This is a genomic window from Streptomyces canus, assembly GCF_030816965.1.
Classification (GTDB): Bacteria; Actinomycetota; Actinomycetes; order Streptomycetales; family Streptomycetaceae; genus Streptomyces; species Streptomyces canus_E.
In genome coordinates this window covers 4,514,783-4,539,269 of record NZ_JAUSYQ010000002.1, presented here as the reverse complement: position 1 = coordinate 4,539,269, position 24,487 = coordinate 4,514,783, and the positions used below count along the sequence as shown (strand labels likewise).

26 protein-coding genes are annotated in these 24,487 nt (G+C 69.3%); 14 read left to right on the top strand and 12 right to left on the bottom strand.

The annotated features are described in order from the left end of the window. Window positions 1–42: 42 nt before the first annotated feature. Together QF027_RS21685 and QF027_RS21680 are read right to left on the bottom strand one after the other, a co-directional pair. Complete coding sequence (locus QF027_RS21685) at window positions 43–2,439, bottom strand: cation-translocating P-type ATPase (protein ID WP_307076414.1); 2,397 nt, start codon at window positions 2,437–2,439, stop codon at window positions 43–45. Between the two features lie 112 nt (window positions 2,440–2,551). Next, a complete protein-coding gene (locus QF027_RS21680) occupies window positions 2,552–2,836 on the bottom strand; it encodes a DUF2530 domain-containing protein (RefSeq protein ID WP_306979737.1) in 285 nt (94 codons plus the stop codon). A gap of 117 nt (window positions 2,837–2,953) precedes the next feature. Between QF027_RS21680 and QF027_RS21675 the strand changes: the two genes are divergently transcribed. Then, a complete protein-coding gene (locus tag QF027_RS21675; protein WP_306979739.1) occupies window positions 2,954–4,348 on the top strand; it encodes an NCS2 family permease in 1,395 nt (464 codons plus the stop codon). A 7-nt stretch (window positions 4,349–4,355) separates the two neighbouring features. Here QF027_RS21675 and QF027_RS21670 read toward each other — a convergent pair whose 3' ends face one another. Then, window positions 4,356–4,538 (bottom strand): hypothetical protein, encoded by a 183-nt coding sequence (locus QF027_RS21670; RefSeq protein WP_030317890.1) that lies wholly within the window; start codon window positions 4,536–4,538, stop codon window positions 4,356–4,358. 151 nt (window positions 4,539–4,689) lie between these two features. Between QF027_RS21670 and QF027_RS21665 the strand changes: the two genes are divergently transcribed. Both QF027_RS21665 and QF027_RS21660 read left to right on the top strand, forming a co-directional pair. After that, a complete protein-coding gene (locus QF027_RS21665) occupies window positions 4,690–5,127 on the top strand; it encodes a MarR family winged helix-turn-helix transcriptional regulator (RefSeq protein ID WP_306979741.1) in 438 nt (145 codons plus the stop codon). A gap of 25 nt (window positions 5,128–5,152) precedes the next feature. Then, window positions 5,153–6,493: an MFS transporter gene (locus tag QF027_RS21660; protein ID WP_373432050.1), complete on the top strand. Its 1,341-nt coding sequence runs from the start codon at window positions 5,153–5,155 to the stop codon at window positions 6,491–6,493. A gap of 3 nt (window positions 6,494–6,496) precedes the next feature. Here the strand turns inward: QF027_RS21660 and QF027_RS21655 are convergent, their stop codons facing one another. Next, entirely contained in the window at window positions 6,497–7,027 is a 531-nt protein-coding gene (locus QF027_RS21655; RefSeq protein ID WP_307076412.1) for a GNAT family N-acetyltransferase, read from the bottom strand. Between the two features lie 26 nt (window positions 7,028–7,053). Between QF027_RS21655 and thpR the strand changes: the two genes are divergently transcribed. Beyond that, window positions 7,054–7,626: an RNA 2',3'-cyclic phosphodiesterase gene (thpR, locus tag QF027_RS21650; RefSeq protein ID WP_307076411.1), complete on the top strand. Its 573-nt coding sequence runs from the start codon at window positions 7,054–7,056 to the stop codon at window positions 7,624–7,626. 174 nt (window positions 7,627–7,800) lie between these two features. Here the strand turns inward: thpR and QF027_RS21645 are convergent, their stop codons facing one another. Beyond that, window positions 7,801–8,793 carry an aldo/keto reductase gene (locus QF027_RS21645; protein ID WP_307076409.1) on the bottom strand — a complete coding sequence of 331 codons (993 nt, stop codon included), beginning with the start codon at window positions 8,791–8,793 and terminating at the stop codon, window positions 7,801–7,803. Between the two features lie 121 nt (window positions 8,794–8,914). On the opposite strand from QF027_RS21645, the gene QF027_RS21640 reads away from it, so the two are divergent. Beyond that, entirely contained in the window at window positions 8,915–9,844 is a 930-nt protein-coding gene (locus tag QF027_RS21640; RefSeq protein WP_307076408.1) for a nuclear transport factor 2 family protein, read from the top strand. 275 nt (window positions 9,845–10,119) lie between these two features. Here QF027_RS21640 and QF027_RS21635 read toward each other — a convergent pair whose 3' ends face one another. The 4 genes from QF027_RS21635 to QF027_RS21620 form a co-directional block, all read right to left on the bottom strand. Continuing rightward, window positions 10,120–11,040 (bottom strand): RNA polymerase sigma-70 factor, encoded by a 921-nt coding sequence (locus QF027_RS21635; RefSeq protein ID WP_307076406.1) that lies wholly within the window; start codon window positions 11,038–11,040, stop codon window positions 10,120–10,122. 23 nt (window positions 11,041–11,063) lie between these two features. Then, window positions 11,064–11,447: a DoxX family protein gene (locus QF027_RS21630; RefSeq protein WP_307076403.1), complete on the bottom strand. Its 384-nt coding sequence runs from the start codon at window positions 11,445–11,447 to the stop codon at window positions 11,064–11,066. A 74-nt stretch (window positions 11,448–11,521) separates the two neighbouring features. Then, window positions 11,522–12,151 carry a maltokinase N-terminal cap-like domain-containing protein gene (locus QF027_RS21625; protein WP_307076401.1) on the bottom strand — a complete coding sequence of 210 codons (630 nt, stop codon included), beginning with the start codon at window positions 12,149–12,151 and terminating at the stop codon, window positions 11,522–11,524. 33 nt (window positions 12,152–12,184) lie between these two features. Further along, window positions 12,185–12,358: a hypothetical protein gene (locus QF027_RS21620; RefSeq protein ID WP_307076399.1), complete on the bottom strand. Its 174-nt coding sequence runs from the start codon at window positions 12,356–12,358 to the stop codon at window positions 12,185–12,187. A 115-nt stretch (window positions 12,359–12,473) separates the two neighbouring features. On the opposite strand from QF027_RS21620, the gene QF027_RS21615 reads away from it, so the two are divergent. After that, the gene (locus tag QF027_RS21615; protein ID WP_373432424.1) at window positions 12,474–12,785 is read left to right on the top strand and encodes a DUF4111 domain-containing protein; all 312 of its coding nucleotides are present in this window, start codon (window positions 12,474–12,476) and stop codon (window positions 12,783–12,785) included. Here the strand turns inward: QF027_RS21615 and QF027_RS21610 are convergent. After that, window positions 12,778–13,512 carry a GbsR/MarR family transcriptional regulator gene (locus tag QF027_RS21610; protein ID WP_306979760.1) on the bottom strand — a complete coding sequence of 245 codons (735 nt, stop codon included), beginning with the start codon at window positions 13,510–13,512 and terminating at the stop codon, window positions 12,778–12,780. The two genes, QF027_RS21615 and QF027_RS21610, sit on opposite strands and share 8 nt — an antisense overlap. Before the next feature lie 247 nt (window positions 13,513–13,759). On the opposite strand from QF027_RS21610, the gene QF027_RS21605 reads away from it, so the two are divergent. Genes QF027_RS21605 through QF027_RS21595 form a run of 3 tightly spaced genes read left to right on the top strand, consistent with a single transcriptional unit; the run spans window position 13,760 to window position 16,205 of the window. Then, window positions 13,760–14,428 carry a DUF4097 family beta strand repeat-containing protein gene (locus QF027_RS21605; protein ID WP_307076397.1) on the top strand — a complete coding sequence of 223 codons (669 nt, stop codon included), beginning with the start codon at window positions 13,760–13,762 and terminating at the stop codon, window positions 14,426–14,428. A 38-nt stretch (window positions 14,429–14,466) separates the two neighbouring features. After that, entirely contained in the window at window positions 14,467–15,423 is a 957-nt protein-coding gene (locus QF027_RS21600) for an ATP-binding cassette domain-containing protein (RefSeq protein ID WP_307076395.1), read from the top strand. Next, a complete protein-coding gene (locus QF027_RS21595) occupies window positions 15,420–16,205 on the top strand; it encodes an ABC transporter permease (protein WP_306979766.1) in 786 nt (261 codons plus the stop codon). Before QF027_RS21600 ends, QF027_RS21595 begins: the two co-directional genes overlap by 4 nt. A gap of 106 nt (window positions 16,206–16,311) precedes the next feature. Here QF027_RS21595 and QF027_RS21590 read toward each other — a convergent pair whose 3' ends face one another. Then, a complete protein-coding gene (locus tag QF027_RS21590; protein WP_306979768.1) occupies window positions 16,312–16,989 on the bottom strand; it encodes a GDSL-type esterase/lipase family protein in 678 nt (225 codons plus the stop codon). Between the two features lie 114 nt (window positions 16,990–17,103). Here QF027_RS21590 and QF027_RS21585 point away from each other — a divergent pair, with 114 nt between their 5' ends. Continuing rightward, on the top strand, window positions 17,104–18,093 hold the full coding sequence (locus QF027_RS21585; RefSeq protein ID WP_307076393.1) for a WD40 repeat domain-containing protein: 990 nt from the start codon (window positions 17,104–17,106) through the stop codon (window positions 18,091–18,093). Here the strand turns inward: QF027_RS21585 and QF027_RS21580 are convergent. After that, entirely contained in the window at window positions 18,076–18,849 is a 774-nt protein-coding gene (locus tag QF027_RS21580) for a TetR/AcrR family transcriptional regulator (RefSeq protein WP_307076391.1), read from the bottom strand. The two genes, QF027_RS21585 and QF027_RS21580, sit on opposite strands and share 18 nt — an antisense overlap. A gap of 275 nt (window positions 18,850–19,124) precedes the next feature. Between QF027_RS21580 and QF027_RS21575 the strand changes: the two genes are divergently transcribed. From QF027_RS21575 to QF027_RS21560, 4 genes are all read left to right on the top strand, one after another. Beyond that, window positions 19,125–20,090 carry an ATP-binding cassette domain-containing protein gene (locus QF027_RS21575; RefSeq protein ID WP_307076389.1) on the top strand — a complete coding sequence of 322 codons (966 nt, stop codon included), beginning with the start codon at window positions 19,125–19,127 and terminating at the stop codon, window positions 20,088–20,090. After that, window positions 20,087–20,896 carry an ABC transporter permease gene (locus QF027_RS21570; RefSeq protein ID WP_306979777.1) on the top strand — a complete coding sequence of 270 codons (810 nt, stop codon included), beginning with the start codon at window positions 20,087–20,089 and terminating at the stop codon, window positions 20,894–20,896. The genes QF027_RS21575 and QF027_RS21570 overlap by 4 nt, the downstream gene beginning before the upstream one ends. A 111-nt stretch (window positions 20,897–21,007) precedes the next feature. Then, window positions 21,008–22,522, top strand: coding sequence for a cellulase family glycosylhydrolase (locus QF027_RS21565; RefSeq protein WP_307076387.1), 1,515 nt, complete (start codon window positions 21,008–21,010; stop codon window positions 22,520–22,522). 166 nt (window positions 22,523–22,688) lie between these two features. Next, window positions 22,689–24,305 (top strand): alpha/beta hydrolase, encoded by a 1,617-nt coding sequence (locus QF027_RS21560; protein WP_307076385.1) that lies wholly within the window; start codon window positions 22,689–22,691, stop codon window positions 24,303–24,305. Window positions 24,306–24,487: the final 182 nt, after the last annotated feature.

The following is a 24,487-nucleotide window of genomic DNA, read 5'->3' as shown; positions in this document are numbered from 1 at the left end:
GGCGCGGGGCTGTGCTGAGAACTACTCGGCCAAAGCCCAGCGCTAAGCGGAACCGCGGCGGTCCACCCACCTCCACAGGAGTTCCAGGGCGGCCGCCGCCACCACCGAGATGCCGACCGCGATCCACGGCATCGTCACCCCCACCAGCTTCAGCGCGAAGAAGTCCTGGAGCCACGGCACCGCCAGGACCAGGACGAACCCGAGGCCCATCGCCGCGACCAGCGCGAGACGCCACCAGGTGTACGGGCGGGCGATGATCGCCAGCACCCACATCGAGATCAGGAACAGGGTCAGGGTCGCCGCGCTCGTCTCCGCGTCCAACGCGCCGGTGCCCGTGTAGTGGTGCCGGGCGATCAGATACGTCACGAAGGTCGCGATCGCCGCCACCACCCCGCCCGGGACCGAGTACCGCATCACCCGCCGCACGAAGTGCGGTCGCGCCCGTTCCTTGTTGGGCGCGAGGGCCAGGAAGAAGGCCGGGACGCCGATCGTCAGCGTCGACAGCAAAGTCAGGTGCCGTGGCAGGAAGGGGTATTCGACCTGCCAGCACACCACGAAAATCGCCAGCAGCACCGAGTACACGGTCTTCACCAGAAACAGCGTCGCTACCCGGGTGATGTTGCCGATGACCCGTCGCCCCTCGGCGACGACGGACGGCAGCGTCGCGAAACTGTTGTCGAGCAGCACGATCTGCGCGACCGCCCGCGTGGCCTCCGACCCGGAGCCCATCGCCACCCCGATGTCGGCGTCCTTCAGGGCGAGCACGTCGTTGACCCCGTCACCGGTCATCGCGACCGTGTGTCCGCGCGATTGCAGAGACCCCACCATGTCCCGCTTCTGCTGCGGGGTGACCCGCCCGAACACCGTGCCCTCGTCGAGCGCCTTCGCCATCCCGTCCGGGTCGGCGGGCAGCTGACGTGCGTCGACCACGCTGCCGTTCAGCCCGAGCTTGGCCGCCACCGCCCCGACCGACACCGCGTTGTCGCCGGAGATGACCTTGGCGCGGACGTCCTGGTCGGCGAAGTACCGCAAGGTGTCGGCCGCGTCGGGCCGCAGCCGCTGTTCCAGTACGACGAGGGCGGTCGGCCGCGCTCCCCGGGCGACCTCGGGATCGTCGAGGTCGCGGGAGGCCCGGGCCAGCAGCAGCACCCGCAGTCCCTGCTCGTTGAGCCGCCCGGTGTCGGCGAGGGCGGGGTCGCCGGACGCCAGGAGCACGTCCGGCGCTCCCAGCAGCCACGTGCTGGACTCGCCGTCGCCCTCGCTGAAGGAGGCCCCGCTGTACTTGCGGGCGGAGGAAAAGGGCAGCGACTCGGTGCAGCGCCACTCCTCGACGTCCGGGTAGGCGTCGATGATCGCCTGGAGGGAGGCGTTCGGCCGCGGGTCCGACTCACCGAGGGCGCCCAGGACTTTTCGTACGTACGACTCGTCGGCGCCCTCCAGCGGCCTGAGCTCGGTGATGTCCATGCCACCCTCGGTGAGGGTGCCGGTCTTGTCGAGGCAGACCGTGTCGACGCGGGCGAGGCCCTCGATGGCCGGAAGTTCCTGGACGAGGGCCTGTTTCCGGCCAAGGCGGATGACGCCGATGGCGAAGGCGACGGAGGTCAGCAGGACCAGCCCCTCCGGGACCATCGGCACGATCCCGCCGACCGTCCGGGCGATGGAGTCCTTGAGGTCGTTGTCCTTCACGAACAGCTGGCTGATGACCAGGCCGATCGCGGTCGGGACCATCATCCACGTCACGTACTTGAGGATCGTGGAGATGCCCGAGCGTAGTTCGGAGTGGACCAGGGTGAACCGGGAGGCCTCCTCGGCGAGCTGGGCGGCGTAGGCCTCGCGGCCGACCTTGGTCGCCTCGAAGGCGCCGCCGCCGGCGACCACGAAGCTCCCCGACATCACCCGGTCGCCGGGCCGCTTCACCACCGGGTCGGCCTCACCGGTCAGCAGCGACTCGTCGATCTCCAGGCCGTCGGCCTCGACGACCACCCCGTCGACCACGGCCTTGTCGCCGGGCCCGATCTCGATGAGGTCGTCGAGGACGATCTCCGAGGTGCTGACCTGGGACGCGGTCCCGTCCCGCCGTACCGTCGGCCGGGCCTCGCCGATCACCGCGAGCGAGTCGAGGGTCTTCTTCGCCCGCCACTCCTGGATGATGCCGATCCCGGTGTTGGCGAGGATGACGTACCCGAACAGGCTGTCCTGGAACGGCGCGACGAACAGCATGACCAGCCAGAGCACACCGATGATCGCGTTGAACCGGGTGAAGACGTTCGCCCGGACGATCTCCCCCAGGCTCCGGCTGCTGCGCACCGGCACGTCGTTGACCTGTCCTCGCGTCACCCGCTCGGCGACCTCGGCCGCGGTGAGTCCGCCCGCGGCCGGTGCCCGGAGCGTCGTGGGGTGCACAGGGTCGAGTTCGGCGCCCGCGTCGGTGTGCGTCATGCATTCGACGGTACGTGCGGTTTTGCGGCTTCACCCGCCGAGTGACCGGAAGTTCCGACCTGGGGAGGAGACGGGAAGGGGCGAGTGATGCCGTGGTACTAGGGGACGCTCGTCACTCGGCAGCAGGGGTGGCGGCGGAGTCGGTGGTGGCCGCGTTCTTGATCGCCGCGTCCCGCTTCCGCACGTACCAGGTGCCGTACAGCCCGAGCACGCCCCCGGCCAGGCAGGTCCACAGCCACCAGGTGTGGTCGTGGTCCGCGAACCAGCCGTAGAAGGGAAGCTGCACGAGGAAGAGCACGAACCAGAGGATCGTGCCACCGGTGACGGTGGCGACGACGGGCCCTTCCAGCGGCTCCGGCGCCTCGTGCCTGATGGGTCCCGAAAAAAAACCGGCCATGGGGACAGCTTACGAGGCGATCACATCTACGCGCGGAGATGGTCCTGGTCGACGTATACGTTCATACTGAAACGGTTTATGTCTGTCCTTGTCTCATTCCACTCGTAGGAACATCCAATGCCGACCGCCCTCGACCGCTACTTCAAGATCTCCGAGAGGGGCAGCAGCCTGCCCCGGGAGATCCGGGGCGGCTTCGCCACGTTCTTCGCGATGGCCTACATCATCGTGCTGAACCCGATCATCCTCGGCAGCGCCAAGGACATGTACGGCCATCAGCTGGACAACGGCCGGCTGGTCACCGCGACCGCCCTCACCGCGGCCTTCACCACGCTCCTCATGGGCGTGGTCGGCAACGTCCCGATCGCGCTGGCCGCGGGCCTCGGTGTGAACTCGGTCGTCGCGCTCCAGCTCGCGCCCCGGATGTCCTGGCCGGACGCGATGGGCATGGTGGTCCTGGCGGGCTTCGTCGTGATGCTGCTGGTCGCCACCGGTCTGCGCGAGCGTGTGATGAACGCGGTGCCCTTCGGGCTGCGCAAGGCGATCTCCATCGGTATCGGCCTGTTCATCATGCTGATCGGGCTCGTGGACTCCGGCTTCGTCTCCCGCATCCCGGACGTCGCCCAGACCACCGTCCCGCTCCAGCTCGGCACCGACGGCCACCTCGACGGCTGGCCCGTCCTGGTGTTCATCCTGGGCGCCTTGCTGACCCTCGCGCTCATCGTCCGCAAGGTCTCCGGCGCCATCCTGATCTCGATCGTCACCATGACCGTCGTGGCGATGATCATCGAGGCGGTCGCCAAGGTCCCCTCCTGGGGGCTCACGGCCCCGAAGTGGCCCGGCAACCCGGTCGCCACCCCCGACTTCGGTCTGCTCGGCAAGGTCAGCCTCTTCGGCGGCTTCGACAAGGTCGGCGTGCTGACCGGCATCCTCTTCGTCTTCACGGTCCTGCTGTCGTGCTTCTTCGACGCGATGGGCACGATCATGGGCGTCTCCGACGAGGCCAAGCTCACCGACGCCCAGGGGCAGATGCCCGGCATCAACAAGGTGCTCTTCGTGGACGGTCTCGCGGTCGCCGCGGGCGGCGCGAGCTCCTCATCGGCCACCACCGCCTTCGTGGAGTCCACGGCCGGCGTCGGCGAGGGTGCTCGCACCGGCCTCGCGAACCTGGTCACCGGCGGTCTCTTCGCCTTGGCCCTCTTCCTGACGCCCGTCGCCACCATGGTCCCGTCGCAGGCCGCCACCCCTGCGCTGCTCGCGGTCGGCTTCATGATCCTGGCGAACTCGGTCCGCGACATCGACTGGGCCGACTACACCATCGCGATCCCGGCCTTCATCACGATGGTGATGATGCCGTTCACCTACTCGATCACCAACGGCATCGGTATGGGCTTCATCACCTTCGTGGTGCTGCGGCTGGCGGCCGGGCGGGGCCGGGAGGTTCCGGTGCCGATGTACGTCGTGGCCGCGGTGTTCGGCTTCTTCTACCTGATGCCGGCGCTGGGCCTGACGTGACCCGCTCTCACGTGACGCCGTAGAACTTCTCGGTCTCGTCGACGGCGGTCTGGAACCGCTCGTCGAAGTCGTCCCGGATGAGCGTTCGGATCACATAGTCCTGGACGCTCATCCCCCTTTTGGCCGCATGGTCGCGGAGCCGCTCGAGCAGCTCCCCGTCTATCCGCAGGCTGAGCACGCTGGTCCCCATGAGGACGAGGGTCGCCGCCCGCGCCGAGCGGCGTTCACATTCCGCCGTCGACTCACTCGTATGGGTGAAGATCGGGTTTCAGTGGCCGGAGTCACGGGAATCCCCGTGCGCGCGAGCTTGTTTAGCGAGAGTAATGAGTTACGCTAAAGAGATGCCGGACCTTACCCATGGCGACGACGTTGCCGCCGTGAACTCCCTGCGATCAGCCGTGATGCGACTGTCCCGTCGGCTCAAGCACCAGCGGGTCGACGAGTCGCTCAGCCCCACCGAGATGTCGGTGCTGGGCACCCTCTCCCTCTGCGGCAAGGCCACCCCGGGCGAGCTCGCCCGCAAGGAACACGTCCAGCCGCCGTCGATGACCCGCATCGTGGCGCTGCTTGAGGCCAAGGGACTCGTCCGGCTGGAGCCGCACCCCGAGGACCGGCGCCAGAAGGTCGTCACGAAGACCGAGCAGGCCGAGGCCATGCTCGCGGAGAGCCGCGTCAAGCGGAACGCCTTCCTGGCCACCCTGGTCGACGGCCTCGACGAGGACGAGTGGGCGAAACTGCGCGAAGCCGCCCCCGTGCTGGAGAAGCTCGCACACCTGTAAGCCACAAAGAGGAGGCGAACGCACTTTGAGTACGGGATCCGGAGCACACTCCGCCCCCGCACCGACCACCCACGACCCCCGCAAGTCCTCGATGTTCAGCTCGCTGAAGGTCAGGAACTACCGCCTGTTCTTCGTCGGCCAGGTCGTCTCCAACATCGGCACCTGGATGCAGCGCATCGCCCAGGACTGGCTGGTGCTCAGCCTCACCGGCTCCGCCACCGCCGTCGGCGTGACGACGGCCCTGCAGTTCCTGCCGATGCTGCTCTTCGGCCTCTACGGCGGTGTCCTCGTCGACCGGCTGCCCAAGCGCCGCGCGCTGCTGTTCACGCAGTCCGCGATGGGCGCCACCGGTGTCGTGCTCGCCGCCCTCACTCTGACCGGCCACGTTGAGGTCTGGCACGTCTACCTCGCCGCCTTCGTCGTGGGTCTCGCGACCGTCGTCGACAACCCGGCCCGCCAGTCCTTCGTCTCCGAGATGGTCGGCCCCGACCAGTTGCAGAACGCGGTCAGCCTGAACTCCGCGAACTTCCAGTCGGCCCGTCTGGTCGGCCCCGCGGTCGCGGGTGTCATGATCACCGGCGTGGGCACCGGCTGGGCGTTCCTCGCCAACGGCCTGTCCTTCGTCGCCCCGCTCATCGGCCTGATGATGATGCGGGCGCGTGAGCTGTACGTCGTCGAGCGCGCCCCACGCGCCAAGGGACAGCTGCGGGAGGGCCTGCACTACGTGGCCGGCCGCCCCGAGCTGATCTGGACCATCGTCCTGGCCGGGTTCGTCTCGACCTTCGGCTTCAACTTCCCCGTCTACCTGTCCGCCTTCGCCGACGACGTCTTCCACGCGGGCGCCGGCTCCTACAGCCTCTTCAACACGCTGATGGCCGTCGGCTCCCTCGCCGGCGCCCTGCTCGCGGCCCGGCGCGGCACCGCCCGGATGCGGGTGCTGCTGGCGGGCGCGGTGGCCTTCGGGACGCTGGAGATCGTGGCCGCGATCGCCCCCTCGCTGTGGCTGTTCGCCCTGCTCATGGCCCCGATCGGGATGTTCGGCATGACGGTCAATGTCACCGCCAACAGCAGCATCCAGATGAGCACCGACCCGGCGATGCGGGGCCGCGTGATGGCCCTGTACATGATGGTGTTCATGGGCGGAGCGCCGGTGGGCGCGCCGATCGCCGGCTGGATCACCGACGCGTACGGCGTCCGCGCCGGCCTCGCGTCGGGCGGCGCGATCGCCGCGGCGGCGGCCGTCACGATCGGCCTGGTCCTGGCCAGGGTCGGCAACCTGCGCCTGTCGGTGGGCTGGAACCACGGTCACCCGCACGTCCGGTTCGTGCCGCGCGAGGCGCAGGAGCAACTGGCCGCGGCGGCCTGAGTTCTACGGCAGCACCCGCATGGCCAGTACCTGGCCCGGCCAGTCGTTGTTCGCCCCGGCGGTGTAGGTCTCCGTCGGGGCGAAGCCGTTGGCCTCGTAGTAGGCGACCAGCTTGCGGTCGTCGCCCGCGTAACAGTCCACCCGCAACAGGGCGACGCCCGCGCGCCGGGTTTCCTCGGCGGCGTGCGCGAGGAGGGCACTGCCCACGCCGTGGCCCTTGAAGCGGCGGTCCGAGGCGAGCCAGTGGATGTACCGCTCGGGCTCGCCGGGCGGCGGAAGACGGTCCAGATAGGCGCCGGGCGCGTCGGTGATCGTGAGGGTCGCGGCCGGGACGCCGTCGGCCTCTGCGATGAACACCGTGCCCTCGTCGATGTACCGGGCGACGGACTCCACGGTCCTGGGGCTCCTGGACAGCGGCTCGGTCCCCCACTGGCCGGGACGTCCCTGCGCGACCAGCCACTTCACGCAGCTGTCGAGCATGCCGAGGATCACGGGTATGTCGTCGGGCCCGCCGTCCCTGATGCTGATCTCCATGCCCTCATGGTGACAGGCTGATCCCCATGAGACTCTTCGCCGCGGTGCTGCCCCCGCCGGATGTCACCGAGGAACTCGCCGCCGTGGTCGCCGAGTTGAGGAAGCTGCCCGGCGCGGAGGGGCTGCGTTGGACCGGCCGCCCGGGCTGGCACTTCACGCTCGCCTTCTACGGCGAGGTCGACGACGACGTCGTACCGGAGCTGTCGGAGCGGCTGGAGCGGGCGGCTCGGCGGACGGCTCCCTTCCCGCTGGCCGTGCGCGGCGGTGGGCAGTTCGGGCACGGGAGGGCGTTGTGGGCGGGGGCCTCGGGCGAGCTGCCGGCGCTGCGGTTGCTGGCGGAGCGGGCGGAGGCGGCGGGGCGGAAGGCCGGGGTGGAGATGGGGGAGCACCGGCGCTACAAGGCCCACCTGACCTTGGCGCGCAGTCGGGAGGCGGTGGACGCACGGCCGTGTCTGGAGGCGCTCGACACGTTCACGAGTCGTACGTGGACCGTGGAGGAGCTGGCGCTGGTGCGGAGCAACCTTCCGAAGTCCGGGGTGCCGGGGGAGCAGCCCCGCTATGAGGTGGTCGGCCGTTGGGCGCTGGGTGGGGCCGGTTAGGCTCGAGGCGTGGACCCGAAGACCCGGAACCGGATCATGGCCGGTGTGCTTGTGATGATGTTCGTCGTCGTTGCCTTGGCTGCTGCGCTCGGCAGGTAGGGGAACTGCGGCCAGTTGCCGGGCACGCGGGCCCGTCGTGGCTGGTCGCGCAGTTCCCCGCGCCCCTGCGGGGCGCTACCAGGCGAAAGCCTCCGGAGACGGACCCGGGCCCGGGAAGATCTCGTCCAGGCCTGCCAGGACCTCCTCGCTCAGCTCCAGCTCCACCGCGCGGATCGCCGACTCCAGTTGCTGTGCCGTGCGCGGGCCGACGATCGGACCCGTCACGCCGGGGCGGGTCAGCAGCCACGCCAGGGCCGCCTCGCCGGGCTCCAGGCCGTGCTTCTCCAGCAGGTCCTCGTACGACTGGAGGCGCGCGCGGGCGGCCGGGTCGGCGAGGGTGTCGGCGGCGCGGCCGGAGGCGCGGCGGCCGCCCTCGGCCTCCTTCTTGATGACACCGCCGAGCAGGCCGCCGTGCAGCGGCGACCAGGGGATGACACCGAGGCCGTACTCCTGCGCGGCCGGGATGACCTCCATCTCGGCGCGCCGCTCGTAGAGGTTGTACAGGCACTGCTCGCTGACCAGACCGATGGTGCCGCCCCGCCGGGCGGCGATCTCGTTGGCCTGGGCGATCTTGTAGCCGGGGAAGTTGGAGGACCCGACGTAGAGGATCTTGCCCTGCTGGACGAGGGTGTCGATCGCCTGCCAGATCTCCTCGAAGGGAGTGGCGCGGTCGACGTGGTGGAACTGGTAGATGTCGATGTAGTCCGTCTGGAGCCGCTTGAGCGAGGCGTCGACGGCACGGCGGATGTTCAGCGCCGACAGCTTGTCGTGGTTCGGCCAGGCCTCTCCGTCCGCGGCCATGTTGCCGTAGACCTTGGTGGCGAGGACGACCTTGTCGCGGTGGGCGGCGCTCTTCGCGAACCAGTTGCCGATGATCTCTTCGGTACGGCCCTTGTTCTCGCCCCAGCCGTAGACGTTGGCGGTGTCGAAGTAGTTGATTCCCGCGTCGAGAGCCGAGTCCATGATCGCGTGGGAGTCGGTCTCGTCGGTCTGCGGGCCGAAGTTCATGGTGCCGAGGACGAGTCGGCTGACCTTGAGTCCGGTGCGTCCGAGCTGCGTGTACTTCATGACTACCCAGCCAACGGCGTGGAGTGCGCTCTAGGCAAGCGATCTTGACGCTAACTACGAGTTAGTGCTTTCCTGTGGTGCGTGTGAGCTTGAAGTTTCAATATTAGCCTCAGGAGATCCAGTGCCCCCCACCAAGCCCGTCCGCAGGACCCTCGCCGGCCTCGTCGCCTCCGCCGCGCTCCTCGGTGCCGCCGCCGTACCGGCCGTGGCTGCGCCGCACACCGCTCCTTCCGTGCAGGCCGGCTACGGCGACTCCGCCCGCCTCGGCTACCAGAAGGCCGTCGCCGTCGAGGTGCTCAAGGGGGTGTTCGAGCGGGGCGACACCAAGGTCGTGGACCGTTTCGTACGGCCCGACTACATCCAGCACAACCCCCTCGCGCCCGACGGCGCCGAGACGCTGAAGAACCTCGGCACGTTCGTGCACCAGCAGTTCCCGGACGCCGAGTACCGCGTCCAGCGGGTGATCTCCGAAGGTGATCTCGTGCTGGTGCACTCCAACGTGGTGATGACCCCGGGGACCCGGGGGACCGCCGTCTTCGACATCTTCCGCTTCCAGGGCGGGAAGATCGCCGAGCACTGGGACGTCGGGCAGAACGTGCCGGACACCACCGCCAACGGCAACGACATGTTCTCCACGGTGAGTTGGCCGCAGGCCTCGTGGCCCGGCCCCGGTTTCCTCACCACGTACAACAAGAAGCTGGTGGCCACCGCCTTCGACCAGCTGATCGTGAAGAAGGACCTGTCCGCGCTCGACCGCTACTGGGCGCCCGGGTACGAGCAGCACAACCCGACCATCGCGAACGGGCTGTCCGGGGCGAAGGCCGGGCTCGGGGCGTACTTCAAGGCGGCGCCGCAGCTGAAGGTGGAGCCGAAGCGGGTCATCGCCGAGGGCGACCTCGTGGCCGTCCACAGCCACTACATCCCGGCGCCGGGAGAGCGGGGGCAGGCGGTCCTGGACCTGTTCCGGGTACAGGGCGGCAAGATCGTGGAGCACTGGGACGTGATCCAGGACGTGCCGACGACTTCGGCGAACGGTAACGGGATGTTCTGAGCCAACGTCCTGGAACGCGCTCCAGGCAAGGGGGTCTCCTTGCCGCCGGTGATGTCGGTCAGTCGGCGGTGCCGGCGGGGGTGACCCACGATGTCGGCTGTCCGGTGACTGAGGTTCCCAGGCTCACCTGATTCCTTTGGAAACTTACTTTCTGTTGCCCCCGCAAACCGCGACGGACTTCCGCCGGCGGTCGGTCCCGTCGGCCGGGGTGCCGTTCGTGGCGGGGGAGTTGTTGTGGGAGGCGGCAGGCCGGACGCTGAGGGCGTGACCGGAGGTCATCTCGCGGGGCGGCTCGCCCGGACCTCCCGGTCGATCGCCCACGCGTCCGCCACCGGGCCCACGTGTCGGAGCTTGTCTGGGTTGATGACCGTGCGGATCGTCTGGATGCGGCCGTCGAGGATGTCGAGGGCGAGGGTGTGGAGGACCTTGCCGTCGCGGTCGTAGAAGATCGCGCCTGGCTGGCCGTTGAGCTGGTGCGGCTCGAAGGTCACCTCGATCCGGGCCATCCGCGGGAAGACCGAGCCGAGCAGCCGGGCCACGTTGTCCGCGCCGACGACCGCCCTCGCCAGCTGTGGCGCCTTGCCGCCGCCGTCGCCGACCATCGAGGCGTCGGCGGCGAGGAGTCCCTGGAGGCCGTCGACGTCGCCCTCACGGAGGGCGTCGAAGAAGCGGGACGCCAGTTCCGCGCGTTCTTCCCGGTCCGCCTCGAAGCGGGGGCGGCCCGCCGCCATGTGGCGCCGGGCCCGGGACGCGAGTTGACGGCAGGCCTGTTCGGAGCGGCCCACCGCCGACGCGACCTCGGGGAAGCCGAAGTCGAAGACCTCCCGCAGGACGAACACCGCGCGCTCCAGCGGACTGAGCCGCTCAAGGAGCAGCAGGGCCGCCATCGACACCGAGTCGGCCAGTTCCGCCGCCCGCGCGGGGTCTTCGTAGGGGTCGTCGAGGAGGGGCTCGGGGAGCCAGTCGCCGACGTACTGCTCGCGGCGGACGCGCGCCGAGCGCAGTACGTCGATGGCGATCCGGGTCACCGTGGTCGAGAGGTAGGCCTTCACCGATCTGGGCTCGGTCGCGGTGGACTCGTAGCGCAGCCAGGTCTCCTGGACCGCGTCCTCGGCCTCGCCGACGCTGCCGAGGATCCGGTAGGCGATCGAGAACAGCAGCGGCCGTAGCTCCTGGAACTCCTCGGTCCTGCTCATACCTGTTCCTCGGTTGTCGTGGGTCAGCCGGTGAAGGATTCGGGGCCGAAGCGGCCCCACGCGACGAACACCGCGAGGGCCAGGTAGGCCAGGTTCAGCACGACGAGCGCGGACTCGCCGCGGCGGCCGTGGGTGATCATCGCGCCGATCATCAGGAGGATCCAGCAGATGGCGGTCACGGGGACCAGGACCGGTGCGATGTCGAGGGCGGCGGTCAGGACCAGGCCGGCCGCGGCCAGGAGTTCGAGGATGCCGAGGGTCTTCACGAAGGCCGTGCCGACCTCCCCGGTCCATCCTCCGCCGTGGGCCGCGGCCAGCTTCTCCCTGGGCACGAAGGTCTTGGTGACACCGCCGGTCAGGGCCACCGCGGCCAGCAGTCCGGCGGCGATCCACAGCGCGAGGTTCATCGTCCACTCCTTGATCGAGGTTTGCCTGCACCTCTCGGGACGAGACAGCTGCCTCCGCTGTGACATCCCCGGTCTCAGAGAGTGCGCAGGGTCGCGAACACGGCTCGGGCGCGGGTGCCGTCCGGGGCGTCCCAGGCCGCGGAGACATGGCCCGCCGTTCCCTCGGGGGCTGTGGGCAGCAGGCGTCGGTGCACGCGGAGAACCGTGCCGTGCGGTAGGGCGAGCCCGGTGCCGTCCTGGTCCTCGGTGACCTCGGCGGGGCCGGTCGCGAGGCCGGGGCCCGTGTAGGAGTGGGTGACCTCGTGGTCGGGGGTCTCGCTGATGCTCTGGGCCATGGCCTGGGTGCGGCCCTCGAACAGGGCGAGGAGTTCGGTGCGCAGGACCGGGTCGTGGCTGCCGTCGTAGGCCCACCGGGGGCCCAGGACGCCGTGTTCCATGGTGCCGACGAGGGCGTGGTCCGCGCCGGGGAGCGGGGCGGCGCGGTAGGTGAGGGGGGCCAGATAGGCGACGGGTTCGGGGCCGGAGGTGTCGATGGCCACCATGAACTCGATCCCGACCTCGCCCTCCGGGTCGTCCAGCCGGAACCCGCCGCCCTTGGTCAACTCCGGTGTGCCGGTGCCCGTGTACCACGGGCGGGTGGGCAGCCAGGTGGTGAGCAGTTCCAGCTTGGTGGGCTTGAGGGTGGTGTGGTGGATGATCGCCATACGGCGGATTCTGTCAGTCAGTCGCGGGGGAACTCATCGGTTTTGAGGGTGAGGCCGACGACGGACGGGGACTTCCGCCGTGGCGTAGGCGGTCTTCTTCGGGCCGTAGTCGTTGGCCGCGGTTCCCTTGGAGATCACCTCGGCGACGAACTCGACGTCCTCGTAGGACCAGTGGCCGCCCTCCGCCCTGGTGGCGCCTTCGGCCATCACCGTCACATCGGTCGCGCACGTCGGACTTCACGCGCTTCCGCGGGTACTTGGTCCGCAACTGCTCGTAGATGACGGACCTGCGCCCGCCCAACTCCTCGACCCCGTACCCCTCGTGGACCTCAGGCGCGCGATCGTCGCCGGGGTTCCGCAGCTCATGGCGGACCTGGACCACGACACCCGCAACGTACTGCTCACCCTCGCCCGTGTCTGGACCACCCTCGCCACGGACAGCATCCTGTCCAAGGACGCCGGCGCCGACTGGGCACTCGAGCGGCTGCCGTTCCGACACGGGGCCGTCCTCGCCTACGCCCGGGCCATCTACCTCGGGGAGGAGAAGGAGCGGTGGGACGGCGAGCTGCGTGCCGGTGTCCGGCCCTGCGCCGGCTTCCTCGTCGGCGCCATCGGGCGTCAGTGGCTCACGTAGCGCTGTCCGAGGGTGTCTCCGGTTTCGTGTGCAGGACCTCGCGGGCCTGGTCCGCGGCGCGGGCGATGCTCTCGGAGACGAAATCGAGGAAGCGGGCGATGTTTTCGAGGCGGACGGCGGCCGGGGTGCCGGGGCCGAGGACTCCGACGCCGTCCCGGGCGGTCTCGGCGACCTGGGCGGTGCCACGGGCGCTGGCCATCATCGATTCGTACATGATGTCGTCGTCGACGGTGTAGCGCTCGCGGCGGCCCGCGTCGCGTTCCCGGCGGACCATTCCCTGGCTCTCGAGGAACGCGACCGCTTTGGAGACGGACGCCGGGCTGACCTGGAGGCGCTGGACGAGTTCGGATGCGGTGAGGCTGCCCGCGTCGCTGAGGGTGAGGCCGGCCATCAGCCGGGCCGCCATCGTGGGCGTGCCCGACTGTATGAAGACGGTGGTGAGCGTCTCCTCATATGCGCGCACGGCCTCGGGGTCGCGCCCGTGGGCCTGCGGCCGCGCCTCCGGCCCCCGGGGTACGGCCTGCTTGCGACGATGAGCGCGACGTTCGGTGGCACGGTGGGCGAGGTCGGCGCGGTAGCCGGTGGGGCCGCCGTTGCGCATGACCTCGCGCGTGATCGTCGAGGTCGGTCGGTCCAGGCGTCGGGCGATCTCCGCGTAGGCGAGGCCGTCGGCCAGTCCCAGCGCGATCTGCTGGCGGTCCTGCTGGGTGAGTCTGCCTCCCGGCATCGCGGTCTCCTTCGTGCGCCCTTCTTCGGTGCCTCCACTCTAGCGTTCACTTCCAATCCATTGCAACGAGCGGCGCAGGGAATGTTGCATTAAGCTCGGGACCGTTGCAACGATTTAGCGGTAGCCACCTGCAATGATGGAAATTCAACGCAACGTCTGTGTTGTCGGATCATTGAATGCAACGTAGCTTTCCATCATCGGAAACAGCGGGCCGACGGAGCGCCCACTGCAGAAGAAGGAGAGCACCATGCAGAAGTTCGAGACCCCCGCCCCCGTCTCCGCCGTCCTCGACATCCCCGCTGGACGCATCCAGTTCATCGCCGCCGACCGCGCCGACACCACGGTCGAGGTTCTGCCCGCGAACGTCGCCAAGAGCCGCGACGTGAAGGCGGCGGAGGAGATCGAGGTCGTCTACGGTGACGACGGCGTCCTGCGGATCGAGGCCCCGGCGGCGAAGAACCGGACCCTCGGCAACTCCGGATCCGTCGAGGTCACCGTCCAGCTGCCTGCCGGCTCGGGCATCGAGGCGAAGACGGCCGCCGCCGAACTCCGGGCCGTCGGCCGGCTCGGCGACATCGCCTTCGAAGGCGCGTACCGCCAGATCAAGATCGACGAGGCCGCGAGCCTGCGCCTCACCGCGGTCGACGGCGACGTCGAGGTCGGCCGGCTGGGCGGCCCCGCACAGATCAGCACCGCGCGGGGCGACATCCGGATCACCGAGGCCGTGAGCGGCACGGTCGTGCTGCGCACCGAGTCCGGCGACATCTCGGTCGGCGCCGCCGCGGGCGTCTCCGCCGCCCTGGACGCCGGCACCGGCCACGGCCGCATCAGCAACGCCCTCAAGAACGACGGCACCACCGAGCTCGACATCCGCGCCACCACCAACAACGGCGACATCACCGCCCGCAGCCTCTGACCGCCCGTACCCACGAACAAAAAAAGGGGGCACCTCTCATGACCGACCTGGCCATCGCGGCGAACGGGCTGTGCAAGTCCTACGGCGACAAGACCGTCCTTGACGGCATCGACATCGCCGTACCGGAAGGCACGATCTTCTCCCTCCTCGGCCCGAACGGCGCGGGCAAGACCACCGCCGTCAAGATCCTCTCCACCCTGATCAGCGCCGATGGCGGTCGGATCCGCGTCGGCGGCCACGACCTGGCCGCCGCGCCACAGGCCGTGCGTGCCGCGATCGGGGTCACCGGGCAGTTCTCCGCCGTGGACGGGCTGATCACCGGTGAGGAGAACATGCTCCTGATGGCGGACCTGCACCACCTGCCCAAGAGCGAGGGACGGCGGGTCGCCGCCGAACTGCTGGGGCGCTTCGACCTCACCGAGGCCGCGAAGAAGCCCGCCTCCACCTACTCCGGTGGCATGAAGCGCCGCCTCGACATCGCCATGACCCTGGTCGGCGACCCGCGGATCATCTTCCTCGACGAACCGACCACCGGCCTCGACCCCCGCTCCCGGCACACCATGTGGCAGATCATCAGGGAGCTGGTCTCCGACGGCGTCACCGTCTTCCTCACCACGCAGTACCTGGAGGAGGCCGACGAACTCGCCGACCGCATCGCCGTTCTCCACGACGGCAGGATCGCCGCCGAGGGCAGCGCCGAGCAGCTCAAGCGCCTGGTTCCCGGCGGTCACGTCCGCCTCCGCTTCACCGACCCGGACACCTACCGGAGCGCCGCCTCCGCACTGCGCGAGGTCACAAGGGACGACGAATCCCTGGCCCTTCAACTCCCCAGCGACGGCAGCCAGTCGGAGCTGCGCGCGATCCTCGACCGGCTCGACGCGGCCGGCATCGAGGCCGACGAGCTGACCGTGCACACCCCCGACCTCGACGACGTCTTCTTCGCCCTGACCGGCGGCGCCGACGTCACCGACCAGCCCAAGGAGACCGTCCGATGAGCAACCTCTCCCTCGCCGTACGCGACTCGTCCACGATGCTGCGCCGCAACCTCCTGCACGCCAGGCGCTACCCCTCGCTCACCCTGAACCTGCTGCTCACGCCGATCATGCTGTTGCTGCTCTTCGTCTACATCTTCGGCGACACCATGAGCGCGGGCATCGGCGGCGGCGACCGCTCCGACTACATCGCCTATCTCGTCCCGGGACTGCTGCTGATGACCATCGGCTCGACCACGATCGGCACCGCGGTCTCGGTCTCCAACGACATGACCGAGGGCATCATCGCCCGCTTCCGGACCATGGCGATCCACCGCGGTTCGGTGCTCGTCGGACATGTCGTCGGCAGTGTGCTGCAGTCGATCATCAGCGTGGTCCTGGTCGGCGCGGTCGGCGTGGCCATCGGCTTCCGCTCCACCGACGCCGGCGTCCTGGAGTGGCTCGCGGCCTTCGGACTGCTCGTGCTCTTCGCCACGGCGCTCACCTGGATCGCCGTCGGCATGGGCCTGATCAGCCCCAACGCCGAGGCCGCCAGCAACAACGCCATGCCGCTGATCTTCCTGCCGCTCATCTCCAGCACGTTCGTCCCGGTCGACGCGATGCCGGGCTGGTTCCAGCCGATCGCCGAGTACCAGCCCTTCACACCGGCCATCGAGACCCTGCGCGGACTGCTCCTGGGCACCGGGATCGGCCACAACGGCTGGCTCGCCGTCGCCTGGTGCCTCGGCCTCGCGGTGCTCGGCTACCGCTGGTCGACCGCGAGGTTCAACGCCGACCCGAAGTAACCGCCATGACAGCGCGGGCCGGCTCCCGCACCCCGTCCCACCCCGGGGCGGCGTACCCCGACACCTCGTCGGAGTGCGCCGCCCCGTTCGTGTGCGAAGCGCCGAATCAGTCGGCCTCGTAGGGCCCGCCCAGATCCCACGCCTGGTGCATCGCCTCCGCGAAAGCCGCGGCGATCTTGCGCTCGCCGCTCGCGTTCGGGTGGGTGCCGTCGTAGGTGTCGTGGTTGATGTCGTACGACTCCGGGGGCGAGACCGGCAGCAGGGGGGATCGGGGCTCGTCCAGGTCCGCGATCGCCTTGGCGAGGAGTTCGTTGAAGCGGGTGACCTCCGTCGCGAAGGGCGTGTCCGACTCCGCCCGGACATTGGGGATCACCGGGAGGACGGCCATCCGGATCCGGGGGTCGGCCCGGCGGGCTGCGGCGACGAAGGCGCGGACGTTCTCCGCCGTCTGTTCCGCGTTCGTGTAGAAGCCCAGGTCGATCAGGCCCAGCGACACCAGGAGCACGTTCGCGCGGTGTGCCCGAACCGCGTCGCCGATCAGCGGGGCCATGTGCAGCCAGCCCTCGCCCCAGCCGGCCAGGTGGGCCCGGGGGAAGTCGGGATCGGCGTACGCGTACGACGTCGGGGCGTCCGCCGCCTTGTCGTACAGCGTCTCGCGCGGGCCCACGAGGGTGAAGGGGCCGCCGCAGGTGTCACGCAGGTGCTGCCACATCCGGTAACGCCAGGTGTGCTCGCCCGCGCTTCCGATCGTCATGGAATCGCCGACCGGCATGAATCTGAGCATCCGCTCATGATGGATCATCGGCGGGGACGCCGGCATGTGAGTCCGGCCACGCCTCCCCCCGGGCCTGTCCGGCCTCGCGCCTTCACACACATGTCGGGATGGCAGTCTTGGGGCATGCGTCGACCCTTCGCCCTCCTCGCCGGATCCCTGCTCGTGGGCGCCTTCACCCTGCCCGCCGCCGTGCCCGCCTCCGCCGCCGACGGGGACGGGAAGGGGGACAAGGGCTTCACCATCAGCGATCCCCGGATCACCGAGTCCAGCGGGCTCGCCGCCTCGCGGCAGCACCCGGGTATCTACTGGACCCACAACGACCAGGACACCGGCGCGTACCTGTACGCCGTCGACGGCTCCACCGGCAAGACCGTCGCCAGGATCACCATGACCGGCGTGGGTACCCCGCGTGACGTCGAGGCCATCGCCATCGGGCCCGACAACCAGATCTGGGTCGGCGACATCGGCGACAACGACGGGGTCACCTGGCCCTATGTGTGGATCTACCAGCTGCCTGAGCCGAAGGTCCTCAAGGACCAGTCCGTCAAGGCCACTCAGTACGTCGTGAAGTACACCGACGGCTCGCGCGACGCCGAGTCGATGGTCGTCCACCCCAAGACCGGGCGCGTCTACATCATCGACAAGCACGAGGACGGCGGGCATCTCTACGAGGGGCCCACCACCCTCTCCCCCTCGGGGACGAACGTCTTCAAGCCCGTCAAGCCCGTCGACCTGTGGGCGACCGACGCCGCGTTCTCGCCCGACGGCCGGCAGCTCGTCGTACGCGGGTACCTCGGCGGTGTCTGGTACGACTGGAACGGCGGCGACATCAAGCGCGGCGGCCGGATCAGCGTGCCGCTCGGGCAGGGGGAGTCCGTCTCCTACTCGCCCGACGGGACCAAGATCCTGCTCGGCATGGAGGGCGCGGACAGCGAGGTGGAGGCGCAGGACGCGCCCGGGGACGGAGGCTCCAAGTCGCCCTCCGGGAGCGGGAGTTCCTCGGCCTCCGGAAGAGACGGCGGGAACTCCGACGACACCATCAAGATCGGCGCCCTCGCCCTGGGGGCCGTCGCGGCCCTCTTCGGACTCCGGCGGCTATTCAGGCGCTCGTGAGCCCTCGCGCCGGCCGGCCACGAACACCTCGAGCCCGTCCAGGATCCGCTGGAGTCCGAACTCGAAGTGGTCGAACTCCGGGCTCCACGTGTCCTCGGCGAGGGAGCCGAGGACCGGGTAGCGGCCGGTGGCCATGACCTTCTCGATGAACGGGGCCTGGGCCGCGAAGAAGTCCGCGGTCGTCATGCCCGAGGTGCGCTCCGCCTCCCGCTGGTAGACCTGCGTGCGCGCGGCCCCGACGACGTACCCGTCGACCATGATGACCGCCGACACCAGCTCGGGGTCGGTCAGGCCCATCGGGCGGATCCGGCCGAGCACCTTCTCCATGCCGTCCAGCGCGCTCGGGCCGAGCAGCGGGCGGGCCTGGTTGACGCCGAGCAGCCAGGGGTGGCGGGTGTAGAGGGCGAGCGTGGCGTGGGCCATGGCCTCCAGGGCGGAGCGCCAGGTGCCGTCGCCGAGGTCGGCCGGGTTCTCGGAGGGGCGCTGGACGCGGTCGAGCATCAGGTCGAGCAGTTCGGCCTTGCCGGGGACGTACCGGTACAGGGACATCGCGCCGGTGCCGAGCTCGGTGGCGATCCGGCGCATCGAGACCGCGTCGAACCCCTCCTCGTCCGCGATCCGGACGGCCGCTTCCACGATCCGGTCCAGCGTCAGACCCGGTTTGGGCCCCCGGCTGGGGCGCGGGGCCCCGTCCCACAGCAGCTCGAGCGTGCGGACGATGTCCCCGCTGCCACTGGTGTCCCCGCTGCTCGTCATGGGGGCAGCCTAGGGCCTGCCCGGCGGATCAGTCCGGCGTCGCGGGGTCTGGCACGCACATCTGCGGCGTTGTCGTCGGTTGCCGACGCTCCGCGTCGACGCCCTCCTCCGCCTTGCAGTTGCACGCACCAGACCCCGCTCACCTGTGCTGATGAGGTGCCGTTCCTCCAAGCCGGCCTGATCCGCCGGACAGGCCCTGGTTCCGGAGAAAAATTGAGTACAGCGTACGCGTAACCGGGTACGCTGTACTCAATTAAGGAGCGAAGGGGGAACCCATGACCGACCACGGATACGCCGTCCATGCCGAGGGACTGGAGAAGCGCTACGGCGAGAAACGCGCCCTCGACGGCTTCGACCTCGCCGTGCGCGAGGGCACCGTGCACGGCCTGCTCGGGCCGAACGGCGCGGGGAAGACCACGGCGGTCCGCATCCTGTCCACGCTGATCCGGCTGGACGGCGGCCGGGCCACCGTGGCCGGCCTGGACGTGGCCCGGCAGGGGCGCGAGGTGCGGTCGCGGATCGGGCTGACCGGGCAGTACGCCGCCGTGGACGAGGTCCTCACCGGCCGGCAGAACCTGGAGATGTTCGGGCGGCTGTTCCACCTCGGCGGGAAGCGGGCCAAGCAGCGGGCCGCCGAACTCCTGGAGCAGTTCGACCTCACCGACGCCGCCGACAAGGGCGTAGGCAAGTACAGCGGCGGTATGCGGCGCCGGCTCGACCTCGCCGCCTCCATGATCCTCGCACCCGCCGTACTCTTCCTCGACGAGCCGACGACGGGCCTCGACCCCCGCAGCCGCGGCGAAGTCTGGGATTCCGTGAGGGCGTTGGTGGCGAGCGGCACCACCGTGCTGCTGACCACGCAGTACCTGGAGGAGGCCGACAATCTCGCCTCCCGCATCACCGTCATCGACCAGGGCCGGGCCATCGCCGACGACACCCCGGACGGGCTCAAGGACCGGGTCGGCGGCGACCGTATCGAGGTCGTGGTCGCCGACCGGTCGGAGATCCCACGCGTGGTGAAGGTCGTCGCCCGGGTCTCCGACGGCGAACCCGAGGCGGAGGAAGGGGAGCTGCGGGTGCACGCCCCCGTGGTCGACCGTGTCTCCGCGCTCACCGAAGTCGCCCGCACCCTCCAGGACGAGGGCGTGCGGGTCGAGGACATCGGACTGCGCAGGCCGAGCCTCGACGACGTGTTCCTGCGCCTGACCGGACACCGGACGGAGAAGGAGACGGCTGCATGAGCACCATGGAGGCCACCCGCGGCCGTACCTACTGGGTCCTCGCCGACGTGTGGAACATCGTCCGCCGCGGCCTCACCCACTACCAGCGCCAACCCATCAACATCGCCTGGCAGCTGGGCTTCCCGATCCTCTCCGTCCTGCTCTACGGCTATGTCTTCGGCAGCGCCATGCAGGTGCCAGGCGGCGGGGACTACAAGGACTTCCTGATGCCCGGCATGTTCGTGATGACGATGGCCTTCGGCTTCATCAACACGGCCACGCTCGTGGTGTACGACGCCACGAAGGGCGTGATCGACCGGTTCCGCTCGATGCCGATGGCCTCGTCCGCGGTGGTCGCGGGGCGCGGGGTGACCGATCTGCTCGTCGCCTGCGCCGAGTTGGCGATCATGATGCTCACCGCGGTGGCCATGGGCTGGCGGCCCGACGGCGGGCTCGGCTTCCTCGCCGCCTTCGGACTGCTGCTGTGGCTCAGGTTCGCGCTGATCTGGATCGGGGTGTGGCTGGGCCTGATGGTTCCCAACCCGGAGGCGGCGGGTGGCCTGTTCGCGGTCGCCTTCCCGCTCACGATGATCTCCAGCATCTTCGTCGCACCGCAGCTGATGCCCGACTGGCTGGGCGCGGTGGCCGCGTGGAATCCGATCTCCTCGACCGCTGCCGCCAGCCGCGACCTGTTCGGCACGCCGGTGGGCGGCGGGGACTCCTGGGTCGAGCAGCACGCCCTGCTGATGGCCGGGGTGTGGCCCGTGGTGCTCACGGCGATCTTCTTGCCGCTTGCGGTACGGAGGTTCCAGAAGCTGAGCAGGTAGCGTCCAGCGTCTTGACGTGTCCATGTGACCTGACTTCCATGGGAGGTGCAGGGTGGTGGGAGCGCTCCCACCGAGTTCCGGGCCCGCGCCTCCCGAGAGGAAGCAGCGAACATGTTCCGCAGCTTGCGAAGAGCGCTGTGCGCGGTGGCGGCGGCGTGCCTGTTAGCGCTGGGGACCGCTGGTCTTCAGTCGGCCCACGCCGCCGAGACGGCCGGTGCCGGCTACTGGCACACCAGCGGACGCCAGATCCTGGACGCCTCCGGGCAGCCGGTCCGGATCGCCGGGATCAACTGGTTCGGCTTCGAGACCAGTAACCACGTCGTCCACGGCCTGTGGTCCCGCGACTACAAGTCCATGATCGACCAGATGAAGTCGCTGGGCTACAACACGATCCGCATCCCGTACAGCGACGACATCTTCACGTCGGGCACCGTCCCCAACAGCATCGACTTCTCCAGCGGCAAGAACGCCGACCTCCAGGGACTCAACTCCCTCGGCGTCCTGGACAAGATCGTGTCGTACGCCGGCCAGGACGGCCTCAAGGTCATCCTCGACCGGCACCGCCCGGATTCCGGCGGCCAGTCGGCGCTCTGGTACACGGCCGCGGTTCCGGAGTCGACGTGGATCACCAACCTCAAGGCGCTCGCGACGCGTTACCAGGGCCAGAACACGGTCGTCGGCATCGATCTGCACAACGAGCCGCACGACCCGGCCTGTTGGGGCTGCGGGGACACCGCCACGGACTGGCGCCTCGCCGCCCAGCGAGCCGGGAACGCGGTGCTGTCGGTCAACCCCGAGCTGCTGATCTTCGTCGAGGGCGTCCAGACCTTCAACGGCGTCTCCGGCTGGTGGGGCGGCAACCTGATGGGCGTCGCGCAGTACCCGGTGCAGCTGAACGTCGCGAACCGGATCGTGTACTCCGCCCACGACTACGCCACCAGCGTGGCCCAGCAGAGCTGGTTCAGCGACCCGTCCTTCCCCGCCAACATGCCGGGGATCTGGGACAAGTACTGGGGCTACATCTTCAAGCAGAACATCGCCCCGGTGTGGGTGGGCGAGTTCGGCACCACCCTGCAGTCGACCGTGGACCAGAAGTGGCTGGCGGCACTGGTCTCGTATCTGCGGCCGACATCGACGTACGGCGCCGACTCCTTTCACTGGACCTTCTGGTCGTGGAACCCCAACTCCGGTGACACGGGCGGGATCCTGAAGGACGACTGGCAGACTGTGGACACCGTGAAGGACGGGTACCTCGCGAGTGTGAAGGCGCCGGGATTCCCCAGCTCGGGCGGAGGGACCGATCCGGGTGACCCAGGCGGCGGCACGGCGGCCTGCACCGCCGCCTACACCGTCAGCAGCGACTGGGGCGGCGGCTTCAACGCCGAGGTGAAGGTGACGAATTCGGGCTCGACGGCTCTCTCCTCCTGGAAGGTGACCTGGACCTGGCCGGGTGCACAGAAGGTCACCTCCATGTGGAACGCGTCGTACACCCAGACCGGCTCGACCGTGACCGCGACGAATGCCTCGCACAACGGCTCGCTCGCGGTGGGCGGTTCGGCGAGCTTCGGGTTCGGGGGAGCACCCGGCGGTGGTGGGGTGCCGAGTGTGAGCTGTACGGCGACGTGAGGTGTGCGTGACGGGGGCGCTCGGTGGGTTCCGAGCGCCCTCAGATCAAAGGAGTTTCAAATCTTTCGTTGAGATCATTCTCATCTGCGTGCATCTTCGGGAAGATCCGGTCCGGATCGTGAACTTTCCGGTCCTGACCCAACCCCCCATGGTTTGAGAGAACTTCATGAGAAGAAGCGCAGTCGTGCTGTGCGGCGCGACCGTCGTCCTGGCCGGGACACTCACCGCCGTCCCCGCCGAGGCCGGCACCTCGCTCTCCGCGGCCACCGCACAGGCAGTGGCCAAAGTCAGCTGGAAGAAGTGCGGCACCGACGACTACCCGACGCTCCAGTGCGGGTCGGTGAAGGTGCCGCTCGACTACGCCAAGCCGCAGGGCCGGAAGATAACCCTGGCCCTGTCCCGGGTCCCGCACACCGCGAAGAAGTACCAGGGCCCGCTGCTGGTCAACCCCGGCGGCCCCGGCGGCAGCGGTCTCACCCTCGCCGGCTTCGTCGCGGGCTCGCTGCCCAAGGCGGTCGCGGCGCAGTACGACGTCATCGGCTTCGACCCGCGCGGCGTGGGCGACAGCAAGCCCGCCCTCGACTGCGTGCCGGGCAACTTCAACCCGGTGCGCCCCGCCAGCGTCCCGAGCACGCCCGCGATCGAGAAGGCCAACCTGGAGCGCGCCAAGTCCTTCGCCGCCGCCTGCGGCCGCAAGTACGCGGACGTGCTGCCGTACATCAACACGATCAACGCCGTGAAGGACATGGACTCGATCCGCAAGTCCCTCGGCGCCAAGAAGATCAACTACTTCGGCTACTCGTACGGCACCTACCTGGGTCAGGTCTACGCCAAGCTCTTCCCGACCCACGTGCGCCGCCTGGTGCTGGACTCGATCGTCGACCCCGACGGGGTCTGGTACGACGCCAACATCTCGCAGGACTACGCCTTCGACGCCCGCCAGAAGGCGCTCATGGCGTGGATCGCCAAGTACAACTCCACCTACAAGCTCGGTACCGACCCGGCCAAGATCGAGACCAAGTGGTACGCGATGCAGGCCGAGTTGGCCAAGAAGCCCGCGGGCGGCAAGGTGGGCGCCGCTGAGCTGGAGGACACCTTCATCCCTGGCGGCTACTACAACGGCTACTGGCCCGCCCTGGCCGACGCGTTCGCGGCGTACGTCAACGCCAAGAACGCCGCCCCGCTGGTCAAGGCGTACGAGAACTTCGCCGCGATCGACGCCTCCGGCGACAACGGCTACAGCATCTACGCGGCCGTGCAGTGCCGTGACGCCTCCTGGCCGCGCGACTGGAAGCAGTGGCAGAAGGACAACTGGGCGGTCTACAAGAAGGCGCCGTTCATGGCCTGGAGCAACGCCTGGTACAACGCGCCGTGCGCGTTCTGGCCCACCAAGTCGCTGAAGCCGGTGAACGTCGCCAACTCCAAGCTCCCGCCGGTGCTGCTGTTCCAGGCGACGAACGACGCGGCCACCCCGTACCAGGGCGGCGTCACCGTCCACCGTCTGCTCAAGCACTCCAGCCTGGTCGTCGAGCAGGGCGGCGGCAACCATGGCATCTCGCTGAGCGGCAACGCCTGCCTGGACAAGTACCTGGCGAAGTACCTGACCGACGGCACGGTGCCGCGCGGCCACGGCACGGCCGACGCGGTCTGCAAGAAGCTGCCCGACCCGAAGCCGCCGACGACCCAGTCGGCGAAGGAGGCGGCCCTGAGCGGCACATCCGCTCCGCTCACCTCGGTGACCGGCGGCGCCACCCTGCACGGGATGCTCGGCTTCCGCGGCTGACCCTGAGCTGAACAGAGTGAGGGCGCCCGGCACTGCCGCCGGGCGCCCTCACTGTCGTCGGATGGACAGCGTCTTTCGCGTCCAAGTGGCCCACGACGAAGACGGCTTCCTGCTCGCCGTCGAGTCACAGAGCAAGCCGGACCCGGACAAACGCGGCAGGAAGTCTCCGACGCCGTCCGGGA

Coding starts and splice junctions, on each gene's coding strand:
- QF027_RS21600 (WP_307076395.1), top strand. CDS start 14,467: ATGACCGACCTGGCCATCGCGGCGAACGGGCTGTGCAAGTCCTACGGC.
- QF027_RS21665 (WP_306979741.1), top strand. CDS start 4,690: ATGCCGGACCTTACCCATGGCGACGACGTTGCCGCCGTGAACTCCCTG.
- QF027_RS21675 (WP_306979739.1), top strand. CDS start 2,954: ATGCCGACCGCCCTCGACCGCTACTTCAAGATCTCCGAGAGGGGCAGC.
- QF027_RS21585 (WP_307076393.1), top strand. CDS start 17,104: ATGCGTCGACCCTTCGCCCTCCTCGCCGGATCCCTGCTCGTGGGCGCC.
- QF027_RS21630 (WP_307076403.1), bottom strand. CDS start 11,447: ATGAACCTCGCGCTGTGGATCGCCGCCGGACTGCTGGCCGCGGTGGCC.
- QF027_RS21575 (WP_307076389.1), top strand. CDS start 19,125: ATGACCGACCACGGATACGCCGTCCATGCCGAGGGACTGGAGAAGCGC.
- QF027_RS21595 (WP_306979766.1), top strand. CDS start 15,420: ATGAGCAACCTCTCCCTCGCCGTACGCGACTCGTCCACGATGCTGCGC.
- QF027_RS21635 (WP_307076406.1), bottom strand. CDS start 11,040: ATGAGCAGGACCGAGGAGTTCCAGGAGCTACGGCCGCTGCTGTTCTCG.
- QF027_RS21620 (WP_307076399.1), bottom strand. CDS start 12,358: ATGGCCGAAGGCGCCACCAGGGCGGAGGGCGGCCACTGGTCCTACGAG.
- QF027_RS21680 (WP_306979737.1), bottom strand. CDS start 2,836: ATGGCCGGTTTTTTTTCGGGACCCATCAGGCACGAGGCGCCGGAGCCG.
- QF027_RS21565 (WP_307076387.1), top strand. CDS start 21,008: ATGTTCCGCAGCTTGCGAAGAGCGCTGTGCGCGGTGGCGGCGGCGTGC.
- QF027_RS21645 (WP_307076409.1), bottom strand. CDS start 8,793: ATGAAGTACACGCAGCTCGGACGCACCGGACTCAAGGTCAGCCGACTC.
- QF027_RS21685 (WP_307076414.1), bottom strand. CDS start 2,439: ATGACGCACACCGACGCGGGCGCCGAACTCGACCCTGTGCACCCCACG.
- QF027_RS21655 (WP_307076412.1), bottom strand. CDS start 7,027: ATGGAGATCAGCATCAGGGACGGCGGGCCCGACGACATACCCGTGATC.
- QF027_RS21580 (WP_307076391.1), bottom strand. CDS start 18,849: ATGACGAGCAGCGGGGACACCAGTGGCAGCGGGGACATCGTCCGCACG.
- QF027_RS21590 (WP_306979768.1), bottom strand. CDS start 16,989: ATGCTCAGATTCATGCCGGTCGGCGATTCCATGACGATCGGAAGCGCG.
- QF027_RS21670 (WP_030317890.1), bottom strand. CDS start 4,538: ATGGGGACCAGCGTGCTCAGCCTGCGGATAGACGGGGAGCTGCTCGAG.
- QF027_RS21560 (WP_307076385.1), top strand. CDS start 22,689: ATGAGAAGAAGCGCAGTCGTGCTGTGCGGCGCGACCGTCGTCCTGGCC.
- QF027_RS21570 (WP_306979777.1), top strand. CDS start 20,087: ATGAGCACCATGGAGGCCACCCGCGGCCGTACCTACTGGGTCCTCGCC.
- QF027_RS21605 (WP_307076397.1), top strand. CDS start 13,760: ATGCAGAAGTTCGAGACCCCCGCCCCCGTCTCCGCCGTCCTCGACATC.
- QF027_RS21610 (WP_306979760.1), bottom strand. CDS start 13,512: ATGCCGGGAGGCAGACTCACCCAGCAGGACCGCCAGCAGATCGCGCTG.
- thpR (WP_307076411.1), top strand. CDS start 7,054: ATGAGACTCTTCGCCGCGGTGCTGCCCCCGCCGGATGTCACCGAGGAA.
- QF027_RS21625 (WP_307076401.1), bottom strand. CDS start 12,151: ATGGCGATCATCCACCACACCACCCTCAAGCCCACCAAGCTGGAACTG.